The following is an 11,832-nucleotide window of genomic DNA, read 5'->3' on the forward strand; positions in this document are numbered from 1 at the left end:
TTGCTCGCTTTAGCTCTCTAGGGTCTCGATTGCTAGCTATAAATTCTTCCAGAGTCATGAGAACATGGTGGTAAATTTATATTCCATGATATCTCATTTTTCTTCAAAATCATTTAGGATTGGTATAGGAAAAGGTATTGGCCCGGTTTTAGGAAAAGGTATTGGCCCGGGTTTAGGAAAAGGTATGGGCCGTGGATGTTCAAAAACAGGAGGTGTTGGTTGGGGTATTGGGCGTGGACATTTGGGAAAAGGTTCTGGGTGTTCAGGCATAGGAACTGCCGTAGGTGCTGGACACAGAATGTATGGTGTTTGGGGAGTCGGACCACATCCACCCTGAACCATAGTATCTTGCTGATCTAGATCATTGAGAAAGGTTTCCTCATCGGATAACAACTCAAAACCGATGGGTAACTCAGAAATTTCCATTATTAGTTTTCCTCCATAGGAGTGTGACGGATGACTTTCTTCAAGATTTCTGTAAGTCTACAAATTCTGTTTTAGATAAAAATCTCAGTTTCATGTCGCCATTTTGGCGAGTTTTTAGTGGAAAACTAGAGTATCAATAGATAAAGAGAAATGGGATAACTGCTGAAAATATAACAGTATGATTATTGATTGTTAACTGTTGATTGTTGATTGTTGTACGGTTAGGCACAAGACTTGCCCCTACTATCGGTTAATGTCTCAAGGGTAAACAACAAACATTTTCTCTTTAAGTCGTGCATCTACTGATCATCTACTAATATTGTGCAACCACTATCATCTGAAACGATTTCCTCATATCTATTGGATATAGGGCTGTGTACTCCGTCAGACCTAGAATCTATCCAGGTGAAATCGGCTGCCCCTGCTAAAAATTTCAATTTACTGGTTAGCTTTTCAGATCATCGTCAGCTACTGGTTAAGCAGGAAAGACCCCATAATGGGGGTATTATAAATTATGAATTTTTCAATGAGTGGCAATTTCATCGCTGGCTGCAGCAGTTCCCCGACCAACACTGTCTAGCTTCATCAGTTTCCCAGATCCTTCATTTTGATCCCGATCATTGCATCCTGATCTACAACTATCTAAATAACTATCTCGACCTGTTTAATTTCTACTATCAAAACCAAGTTTTCCCTGAAGCGATCGCAACTGATATCGGAACAGTTGTAGGCAACCTCCATCGTGTTACCTTCAATCAACCAGAATGTCGTAATTTTCTAGACCAGGTACCAAAGGGGACATCTCCCTATCGCTTTGGCAATCCAGCTAAAGGAATCGGACGGCTTAGCCCAGAGATGTTTGGCTCAATCCCTAACAATGCCTTAAAGTTCTTTGTCCTCTATCAACGTTACCCTAGTCTGGGAAATGCGATCGCAGATTTGGAAACTGACTGGCATCCGAGTTGCCTAACCCACAATGACTTAAAATTGAACAACATTTTGGTTCATAGAGACTGGGAGCAATTCTCAACATCTTCACCACCGGATCAGAGCATGGTGCGACTGATTGATTGGGAACGTTGTGCCTGGGGAGATCCAGCCTTTGACCTTGGAAGCATAATCGCCAGCTACCTGGGAATCTGGTTAAGTAGCTTAGTAGTAGACCCCACGATTAAATTAGAAGAATCCTTGGGTCTAGCAGTGACTCCTTTACAAGTGCTTCAACCCTCCATCGCTGCTCTAACCCAAGCCTATCTTACCGCTTTTCCCGGGATTGAGTCAGCTCGTCCCAACTGGCTTAAACGAGTAGTTCAGTTTACCGGTTTGGCACTGATTCACCAAATTCAGGCAATGATTTACTATCAGAAATCCTTTGATAATACTGGAATCTGTATGCTCCAGGTTGCCAAAAGTCTACTCTGCCGACCACAACAATCTGTGCCAACAGTTTTTGGGATCTCAGAATCACAACTGATATCAAATCCGGTAATCCCCTAGAAAAGGGTTTTGAGCATACCTGTGAATTGTCAATTGAAAACTGCTATTTAGACCTCATCTAATTTTAAATTAAATTACGATGCTATTTGACAACCCTTTTCCTAATCAACAGCAAGCAGCTCTGGAAGACATTGTTAACAATATTGAAATCCAGTCCAATTTTTGTATCAACCATCCCAACTATCAACCCTTCACCATAGCTGATGAAACAGTAGCCCGCTTTCAGCAACTCCCTCAAGACATACAGCATAAGTATCTCAGCTTACTGCTGAGAAATTTCCTCTACGGCATTTATTACAATGGCTATCTGCGCACTCCCCTGGCACTTCACACCAATTCAGCCGATATAGCACCCCATCAAAACTTAGAGAACAATACCCTGCTGGGAATAGACCTAGATTTTTACCAACGACTCCACGCCAACAATCAAGGCACAGGCTACTTTGATGCCAATTGGCAGGTAATCTCAGAAGAAAGCGATGGTTCAATAGCCGTCACCAAAGGTAGTTTGACTATGCATATTGAACGGGAGATTCATCTCAAATCTGAAGAAAAATATGCTTCCATCGGCAGTATTGTTGCCATCCGGATGCCCAAAAATTTGATGCAAAACGGCTTTTATGTAGCAGTGGGTAATGTTGGTCAAGAGCGACAGGGCAATGGTGATATCGATTCTAAAACAGCACGGATCTACTTTAATCTGACACCAGATGGAGCCCTTGCTGTCATGGATAGCATGACAAAATATTTGAATGCAGCAGCAATTCCTTTCACATTTAAAGTTCTATACAATCCATCGGAATACAAACGCCATGACTGCGGAGTACTCTACTTTGAGCGCTGTGATTCTGAAGTGGTCTTTGGGGTGATGCAAACCATATATCTACCAAACCGCTGCCATTTTCGCCCAGAAGTGCCTTTATTCACCAAGTTTTTGGCACCGGGATTGAGTTTTGCCGAAGAACCAACCAAAAAATTTACCTCTCAAGAAAGTTTTGGCATGAACCGCTGCCAAATTGTAGCGAATGGTTTAATGCAGGCTTGGCAAAACGGTAATAACACTCCAGAGGAGCGCCTCAACGCCATCCGCCAACAATTTTCTCAGTTAGGAATTGAATGGGAACGTCCTTACCTCAATCATGACTAAAGCTGCCCACAGCAAATTATGGGGAAGGGAGGGAACAGAGGGAAGTTTGAAAAGCTTACACAATTGCTCCTACAGATGGTATGGGGGTCAGACTCGTAGTTAATTCGCCCACAGTAGCAAAAACAGGACTTAGGCAAAACTGGGCAACAAACGCGCTTATGTAAGCTAATAAGCATTTAAATTTCCCCTCGATCCACTTGTGCAAAAGCTGGTTTCTCATCTCCCCATCTCCCCATCTCCCCATCTCCCCATCTCCCCATCTCCCTATCAGCGCGCCTCTTCACAATTTAAATACATTAAATACAATTTAAATGTGTGACAGCTTAGTAGAGTCCGAAGCGAGACCCTACAGGTATAGTCCCTAGGTAAGTCCTAAAAATATATAGCGCTATACAAAATTAGTCCACCTAGATGGAGTTGCTTGGTGTAGCCCAAAGCTTTAGCCTTAGGCCATTAGACTGAGTGCTCCTCGCTGCCACCATCCAAGTCATCAGTCTCAAGACGGATGTGGCAATTGACCTCAGGTATATTTAGCGTCTTTAAGAAAAATTCATCAAAAATTTTTAGCTCTGTCAGGATTTTATGAAAAACTCGTGAAAGTTGTATTAGTCATTCATCCGGGATTACACAGAACATTAATTGCTCAACGTCACTGCTGACAAATGAGTAATACTAAATGGTTAATTATATGGTAACAAGATAAAAATATAAATGGTAATTTTTTATCCATTTTTTAGTTTTCCTGTAGGTTAATTAACCCTGTGAAGTCTACCTATTACTCCGTCAATAATTAAGTGAGAGGTAACCTTTTTTTTATAATAGGAAGATTTCAGCCATGCATTAGGGTTTACTAATTAATCGTTTTAGAAAAAAAACAGTACGTTAAAGTAACCCTTGCCCCAAAATTTAACTAGTAATCAAAAGTCGAGACTTGCCTCAATCAAGGGCAGAGAATACGTAGGTTTAGGTACGGTTAAAACCTAGGGTGTTCATAGGATTGCGAAACTTTCTACACAATTCCTACATAGTTTAAATCTACTCTATAAAAAGTGACGAGTTAATCGACATTATAATTCCTAGTTCATCATGATGCAGTCAAGGTTAAAAACTTCTAGCCAGGCAGGGTTAATCAATGAAGCTGCTGTAGTGCAGTTACCGATCCGCTTGAGCAGACTCGAAGCAATAAAATTTAAAGAAACTTGTGATCAGCTTCTCCAACAACCTTATTGTCCTAAGCGTATCATTGCCGACTTTAGTCAGACAGATTTTATCGATAGTAGCGGCATTGGTGCCTTAGTAAGGAATCACAAAATCACTCAGGAAAACGGAGTTTCACTAATACTAAGGGGTATAAATCCTCCAGTTATGGCTGTATTGGTCATGACTGGGCTAGACAAAAAATTAATTCTAGACCCCTCATATAACCCGACAACAATAGCTGTCAATTGGTCAAAGGCTAAGTTACCCACAACTCACCCATCTACACGCTCTTGGGCTAAGCGATGCTTAGATATACTGGGGGGAATAGTAGGTTTAGGAATTACGGCCATATTATTTATTCCCATTGCGATCGCAATTAAACTCGATAGTCCTGGCCCAATCTTCTTTAGTCAAATTCGCTGTGGTTGGATAGGTAAGGGATTTCGGATCTGGAAATTCCGCTCGATGTATACTGATGCGGAAGCCCAGAAAGATAGCGTTCAAAATCAATCTAAGGATGCCAAGATATTCAAAAACGAAAATGACCCTAGAATCACCAGGGTGGGTCGGTTTTTGAGGAAAACTAGTTTGGATGAACTACCCCAGTTCTGGAATGTCATTAAAGGTGAAATGAGTTTGGTGGGTACTAGACCACCGGTACCTAAGGAAGTGGACATCTATGAGGTTCCAGAGTGGCAACGGTTGAATGTTAAACCTGGAATGACTGGAGAGTGGCAGGTGCATGGGCGATCGCAAGTTCGGGATTTTGCAGATATCATTAAACTGGATTTACGCTACCAACGAAACTGGAGCTTAATGTATGACCTTAAGCTCATTATAAAAACCCTTTTTATCTTGTTGTCGAAAAATAATGGAGCCGTTTAGTATGAAAAAAACTCGGTAAAATTCCGGATATAAATTAAATATAATGGTAAATAGATTAGAGTATTCTCTAGGAATAGGTTTTCCAGTAAACAAGCATGAAAGTTGCCCTAGTTCATGATTATCTAACGCAAAAAGGTGGAGCAGAACGGGTATTTGAACTGCTTTGTAAGCGCTTCCCTAGTGCTGATGTATTCACATCCTTGTATGATGCCCAGAACACCATTGACCTAGGTGAGCGCCTAGTGCATACCACCGGACTTCAGAACATTCCAGGGTCAACGAAATACTTCAGACTCTTGGCTCCGTTTTACTATCCAGCTTTTCGAGCCTTGGATTTAGAAAATTACGATTTGATTATCAGTAGTTGTTCAAGCTTCGCAAAGGCGGTCAAGAAAAAATTAGGAGCCAAGCATGTTTGCTTTTGCCACAATGTCACCCGTTTTTTGTGGGATACGCAAACTTACCTCAAGGAGTATGGAGAATATAGAGCGTTTTCTCCTGTAATTGATAAAGTCTTCCAGTTGATCAGAAAAGTAGACCTGGACTATGCCCAGGAGCCGGATCTTTACATTGCTAACTCGACCACTGTCGCTCGGCGTATCCAGAATATCTATGGTAAGCCAGCCATGACGGTCAACTATCCAATTAATAGCCATAAATTTGTGTTTTCCGACCAAAAGGAAGACTTTTACCTAGTATCATCTCGTTTACTGGGTTACAAGCGTATCGATCTGATTATCGAGGCGTTTAATTGGCTAGGGTGGCCCTTATTAATATCTGGTGATGGTCCAGAGCGAGAGCGTCTAGAATCTAAAGCCTTGGACAATATTCGATTCTTGGGATATGTCAGCGATAAACAGCGTTGTCATTTGATGGCAAAAGCTCGTGGGGTGATCGTCGCGGCTTTAGAAGATTATGGTTTAGTGCCAATCGAAGCCAACGCCAGTGGTACCCCAGTAATTGCCTACGGTGCAGGTGGTGTTTTGGATACTCAAATACCAGGGACGACAGGGGTGTTTTTTAAACGGCAAACACCAGAAGCACTCCAAGCTGCACTACTTGAGGCTAGGGAAATTCCCTGGAATTATGCCAAAATCCGAGACCATGCCCTGAGTCATTTCACTGAAGACGTTTTCTTTAATACAGTTGGGCAAATTATTGATAAAACGGTCAGCGGGCAGCCTGTTAATTTGAGCTATTCCTTTCCCCATTCAACCAAGGTTCCCACTTTAGCTAGGTGACAGGATAGTGGCTGGGCTGATTTTAGATTTTAGATTTTGGATTTTGGATTTTTTCGTTGATTTCCTGGGATTTATACGAGTCGATAGTCCAAAATCATCAGATAAAATCTGGTGGACTAATCAATATAGTCCTGCTCGGGTGACTGGTAATGGGTAATAGATAATATCAGATCCGGTTGACTACTTCTTTTTATACCCTTTATCTAAAAGGGATGCAACCTATGATTGTCGGTTCATTGGTAATGGGTAATGAGTAATGGGTAATCAGACTCCAATTCCTAAGTCCCTATTACCAAAAGGTAGGTAAAATTTGTTGCAGGTATCCTGGATAATTTTACTGCTAAGAGATTGGTCATATTTCAACAACCAATTTTCAAGGGTTAATAGTTAATTTTAACTTAACTTTTTTTAAATAAAAAAATAAAAAACCCTAGGGAAGATTAAGAACGTGATTAACAGGATTTTATCTAAACCGATTACTAATCATCCCAGGACTAGTTTAGACTTGATTCACTGGACTTGATATCAATTAAAAATCCAATCCAAACTTGTCAATCATTAATCTAAAATCCCATGAAGGAACTTGATTTAAACGCAGCAGCTGAAACAGATGCAGGGTATGGCCAACTCTTGGCAGTTTTGTGGCGCAGACGCTTGTGGATTATAAGTGTACTGTTGACAAGCTTGCCGATTGCCTTCTATCTCACTATCAAGAAAGAGCCGACTTATATCAGCTCTCTACAGCTGTTGGTGGAGCCTAATTATATAGATAAAACACGAGGAATCGAGAGTCAGTTTACTGAGTCCACTGTTGATATCGATTATGCTACTCAGTTACAGCTGATGGGTAGTTCTGAATTGATTCAACGAGCAGTGGATTTGCTTCGTGATGACTACCCAAATATCACAATCCGTGATATTAGAGGCTCCTTAAGATTAGCTCAAGTACTGCAGGGTAAAACTGAAACTAAGGTATTTCAAGCGGTCTACACCAGCAATGACCGGATTAAAACTCAAAAAGTACTGCAAGCTATTCAAAAGGTTTATCAAGATTACAACCTAGAGCAGCAGGAAATGCGCTTGAATAAAGGTCTTGCTTTTATCAATCAGCAGTTGCCAAAAGCTCGTAAGGATCTTGAGCAAGCTGAACAACAGCTAGAGCAATTTCGCAAGAGCAAAAACCTGATTGATCCCTCACAACAAGCTGTAGCTGTCAGTCAAACTCTGAATGGGATTGAACAGGAGCGCCGAGCCATCCGCGCTCAGTACATGGAAACTCAGACTCGCTACGAGGCTGTTCAGCAAAAACTGGCTCGTTCACCGCAAAATGCCTTGACCTCGTCCCGCTTGAGTCAATCTGGGCGTTATCAAAATTTGCTCAATGAAATCCAAAGAATAGAACTGGCTTTGGTGGAGCAAAGTCGGATTTATACTGAAGCTCATCCTAGTATTCAAAAATTAATTGAACAGCGTCAGAGTGTGTTTGCGCTCTTGCAGGAAGAAACCAGACGGGTTTTAGGGCAAGTTCCGACTCAACTGGTTAGCACTGGAAGTAACCTCCTGACAGAAGGACAGCTCGGTGGTGTGGATATCAATCTGGTCAACGAACTGATCACCTCGCAAATTAATCTAGTCAGTCTACAGACTCGTGATCAAGCCCTGATCAAAACAGAGCAGGAAATCCGTATCCAACTCAGGGAATTCCCAGCCCTGATTGCTCAGTACAATCGTCTACAACCGCAAGTAGCAATTAAACAAAATACTCTGCAGCAGCTACTACAAGCACGGCAGGAGTTAAGCATCGAATTGGCTCGGGGAGGATTTAACTGGCAAGTTGTAGAAGCACCTTTACCGGGCTTCAAGACCGGTCCTAATATGACCCAAGACCTATTATTGGGTGCAGTGGTTGGGTTATTTCTGGGTGGTGTAGCTGCCTTTGTGCGGGAAGCCATGGACGATGGAATTCATAGCTCTGATGATCTGAAAAATCAAGTGGCTCTACCCTTGCTAGGTATGATTCCAGAGTTGCCGGAGGGTAAAATCAGTAAACCTGTTCTGAATCTTAGCTTGAGCCAGTCCGAGAGAGCACTTCCGATGATGGAACTGTTAGGATGGCGACCATTTCAGGAAGCACTGGACATGATTTATGTGAATATCCAGTTGCTCAATCCTGGTTCTGAGTGGAAATCCCTGATGGTTACCTCAGCGCTTTCTGGTGAGGGGAAGTCAACTCTGGCGTTGGGTTTAGCCTTAAGTGCTGCTCGTTTACATCGACGAGTACTGCTAATTGATGTAGATATGCGCCGTCCGAGGTTGCACCAACAACTTGGCCTCTCCAATTACGAAGGACTTTCTACTTTATTGGAAGATGATACTGCTACACCCAGCCCAGTTAGTATCTCACCTTTGGGGTCAACCATTGATGTTTTGACTGCTGGACCAACTCCAATTGACCCAGTTAAGCTCTTGGGTTCTAAACGGATGAAGAACTTAATGGCAGAGTTTCAAGAGACCTATGATCTGGTGTTGCTGGATACTCCCCCAGTGTTAGGTATGGTGGATGCACTCCAAGCAGCATCATTGTGCCAAGGTGTCGTGATGGTAGGACGCCTAGAGCGAGTTACTCAATCTCAACTGACCCAGGCTACTGCTATACTCAGGAATTTAAACCTGATTGGAATCATTGCTAACGGGGTGAAAAGTTCTAATCAGAACTACGCTTACTATGGTTCGCGAAACAGCCATGGTGCTATTGAACAAAACCAACCTGTATCTGATCTTGAAGTCTCTCCACAACTAGAGCGTCAGTTCAGCAATCATGTCAAGTCTCGTTGATTTTTTTGGTTAATTGGTAATTGTTAATTGTTAAGTAACCATTCAGCCGTCAGCCTTCAGCCGTCAGCCGTCAGCCGTTGGCCGTTAGCCTATGCGCTACTTGAGGTGCCGTCAGCCGTCAGCTGACGTAACTCAGCATTATTCCAATGCTTACCTGTTTTCTTCAAAAGCCGCTGATCGCTGTTCGCGTAGCGTGCGCGTAGCGCTAATCGCTGATCGCTTACGTTTCAAGTTTCAATTGACGAAAACCTGAGAGTGATAGGTATTAAACCTGAGACGATCTAACCTTTGACTTTTGATTTCCATAAAATGGAGTAACGATTTATGACGACTTCCAGAATCATACTAACAACCTCCAAAATCTCAATCCTAGATATCGATGATGAGGCAGAGTCAGCAGTTAGTTCTTTGCCTCCCTGCAAGCTGAAGTGGCGACAGAAACAGTTGTGGGTACTACCTCTCCAGAAGAATGAACAGCATTATCTACCTCCGTTGGAAAGTAAGTCTTGGTTAAGTAATTGCTTGCAACGGTCGTCGGTAGGGCTGGTTTGTATTGACCCCAATCTGGGTGAAACAGGGTTAAGACTTTGGACAAATGCCTGTGAGCAAGCGAAGAAGAAAGCTGTTTTAAGGGTACCGTTCAACTCAGAATTGTCTAGTAGGGACAAACTATTGCGATCGCGACTGAGGCGGGTGATGGATTCGAGTTTAGCTGCTCTATTGCTACTGATTCTGAGTCCAGTGCTCCTGGGATTGATTTTGCTGATAGCGATTGTTTCACCAGGACCAGTCTTTTCTCGGCAATTGCGGGCTGGAGAACGGGGTAAGTTGTTCCAAGTGATTAAATTTCGCACTGAAGCTATACACAAAGGCCAAGTCACGTCTAAGATGACACATTTTGGAAAGTGGCTGCGTCAATATTGTCTGGATGGACTACCGCAGTTAGTGAATGTACTAAGGGGTGAGATGAGTTTAGTCGGACCACGTCCTTGGAAACTGGATGAGGTGATTCGGATGACCCAGGAGGAGCGGCGACAGCTGAGGTTGTTGCCAGGAATGATCAGGCTTCACCAGGAAGATATGCGATCGCATGTGTTGGGTTCTCAAAGTACTCAAGTGCTGTGATTCATCAACCCTGAATTTGTTAATTGTTAATTATTAATTTTAATTAACAATTAACAATTTTGATTTGCCTTTGTGTTCATCCCGTACATTAGCAAACTAATTACTCTAATCAGAGTCGTGAGGAATCGTGACAGACATTAAACGAGCATTAATCACTGGCATTACCGGTCAAGATGGGTCTTATCTAGCGGAACTGCTGCTGGCAAAAGGATACGAAGTCCATGGCATTATCCGACGCACGTCTACCTTCAACACAGATCGCATCGACCACATCTACCAAGACCCCCACAATCCACAGACACGGTTATTTCTCCATTACGGAGACCTCACTGATGGCTTGACACTACAACGCATTCTAGAAGACGTACAGCCGATAGAGGTGTACAACCTCGGAGCTCAGTCCCATGTGCGGGTCAGCTTTGATTCACCAGAATACACTGTCGATGCCACAGGTATAGGAACCTTGCGTTTGTTGGAAGCGGTACGGCACTACCAACAGCGGATTGGCTCTGAGGTACGCTTTTACCAGGCTGGCTCTTCTGAAATGTTTGGGCTAGTGCAGGCTGTTCCTCAGTCTGAAACTACACCGTTTTATCCCCGTAGTCCTTATGCCTGTGCAAAAGTCTACGCCCACTGGCAAACTATCAACTATCGTGAATCCTATGGGCTATTCGCCTGTAATGGTATTTTGTTTAACCACGAAAGTCCCCGGCGCGGCGAAACCTTTGTCACTCGCAAAATTACCCGTGCTTTGGCGCGCATTGTCGCTGGTAAGCAGAAAAAGCTTTACCTGGGCAATCTCGATGCCAGACGGGACTGGGGCTATGCCAAGGATTATGTCCGCGCTATGTGGCTAATGCTGCAACAACACGAACCCGATGACTATGTTGTTGCTACCGGTCAAACTCAATCAATTCGGGAGTTTCTCGATATTGCCTTTGGCTTAGTGAATTTGGATTGGCAGCAATACGTTGAAATCGATCCACGGTACTTTCGACCTGCTGAAGTAGACCTGTTGTTAGGTGATGCCACCAAGGCTAATACCATACTAGGTTGGCAACCTTCAGTGAGCTTTAAACAACTGGTTGAAATCATGGTTAATGCTGACCTTCAGGCACTAGGTATCATGCCTGTCACCTCTTGTACTCAATCCGCTGATACTGCTTTTATTCGTCAGGTTGTTACCACTGGTAATCCCTAGTAATGATATGGTCTAATCCCATTTTTAGTAATGGATTAGAGAGATAGTTAGTCGCCCTTTGGGTAATGGTTAACAGGTAATGGGTAACGGGTAATAGGTCATTGGAAATTGAGGAAAAGACTATTGCTGCTGTGAAACACTACGACGAGAGCATGTCAAATTTGTAATTAGGTACATAGATCCCCCCTAACCCCCCTTAAAAAAGGGGGGAATTAGATGGAAAAGTCCCCCTTATTAAGGGGGATAATGGGGGATCTGAATCAGGGATTAACAAA

Annotated in this window: 8 protein-coding genes; 7 read left to right on the top strand and 1 reads right to left on the bottom strand. The window is 42.9% G+C overall.

Features of this window, described 5'->3' with window-relative positions:
• Positions 1-93: 93 nt before the first annotated feature.
• Positions 94-426 carry a hypothetical protein gene (locus F6K46_RS34340; RefSeq protein ID WP_293058426.1) on the bottom strand — a complete coding sequence of 111 codons (333 nt, stop codon included), beginning with the start codon at positions 424-426 and terminating at the stop codon, positions 94-96.
• A gap of 321 nt (positions 427-747) precedes the next feature.
• Between F6K46_RS34340 and F6K46_RS34345 the strand changes: the two genes are divergently transcribed.
• From F6K46_RS34345 to gmd, 7 genes are all read left to right on the top strand, one after another.
• Positions 748-1,923, top strand: a complete 1,176-nt coding sequence (locus F6K46_RS34345) for a phosphotransferase (RefSeq protein WP_293058428.1) — start codon at positions 748-750, stop codon at positions 1,921-1,923.
• A gap of 79 nt (positions 1,924-2,002) precedes the next feature.
• Positions 2,003-3,070, top strand: a complete 1,068-nt coding sequence (locus tag F6K46_RS34350; protein WP_293058430.1) for a T3SS effector HopA1 family protein — start codon at positions 2,003-2,005, stop codon at positions 3,068-3,070.
• Between the two features lie 1,089 nt (positions 3,071-4,159).
• Positions 4,160-5,155, top strand: coding sequence for a sugar transferase (locus F6K46_RS34355; RefSeq protein ID WP_293058607.1), 996 nt, complete (start codon positions 4,160-4,162; stop codon positions 5,153-5,155).
• 95 nt (positions 5,156-5,250) lie between these two features.
• Entirely contained in the window at positions 5,251-6,396 is a 1,146-nt protein-coding gene (locus tag F6K46_RS34360; protein ID WP_293058432.1) for a glycosyltransferase, read from the top strand.
• A gap of 573 nt (positions 6,397-6,969) precedes the next feature.
• Complete coding sequence (locus tag F6K46_RS34365) at positions 6,970-9,231, top strand: polysaccharide biosynthesis tyrosine autokinase (RefSeq protein WP_293058434.1); 2,262 nt, start codon at positions 6,970-6,972, stop codon at positions 9,229-9,231.
• A gap of 324 nt (positions 9,232-9,555) precedes the next feature.
• Positions 9,556-10,356: a heterocyst development glycosyltransferase HepC gene (gene hepC, locus F6K46_RS34370; RefSeq protein ID WP_293058436.1), complete on the top strand. Its 801-nt coding sequence runs from the start codon at positions 9,556-9,558 to the stop codon at positions 10,354-10,356.
• A 127-nt stretch (positions 10,357-10,483) separates the two neighbouring features.
• Positions 10,484-11,557, top strand: coding sequence for a GDP-mannose 4,6-dehydratase (gmd, locus tag F6K46_RS34375; protein ID WP_293058438.1), 1,074 nt, complete (start codon positions 10,484-10,486; stop codon positions 11,555-11,557).
• Positions 11,558-11,832: the final 275 nt, after the last annotated feature.

This window comes from Moorena sp. SIO3E8, assembly GCF_010692445.1.
GTDB classification, from domain to species: domain Bacteria; phylum Cyanobacteriota; class Cyanobacteriia; order Cyanobacteriales; family Coleofasciculaceae; genus Moorena; species Moorena bouillonii.

What these genes read in the sequence shown, in the direction of transcription:
- F6K46_RS34360 (WP_293058432.1), top strand. Translation starts at nt 5,251, where the DNA reads ATGAAAGTTGCCCTAGTTCATGATTATCTAACGCAAAAAGGTGGAGCA.
- F6K46_RS34340 (WP_293058426.1), bottom strand. Translation starts at nt 426, where the DNA reads ATGGAAATTTCTGAGTTACCCATCGGTTTTGAGTTGTTATCCGATGAG.
- F6K46_RS34350 (WP_293058430.1), top strand. Translation starts at nt 2,003, where the DNA reads ATGCTATTTGACAACCCTTTTCCTAATCAACAGCAAGCAGCTCTGGAA.
- hepC (WP_293058436.1), top strand. Translation starts at nt 9,556, where the DNA reads ATGACGACTTCCAGAATCATACTAACAACCTCCAAAATCTCAATCCTA.
- F6K46_RS34365 (WP_293058434.1), top strand. Translation starts at nt 6,970, where the DNA reads ATGAAGGAACTTGATTTAAACGCAGCAGCTGAAACAGATGCAGGGTAT.
- F6K46_RS34355 (WP_293058607.1), top strand. Translation starts at nt 4,160, where the DNA reads ATGCAGTCAAGGTTAAAAACTTCTAGCCAGGCAGGGTTAATCAATGAA.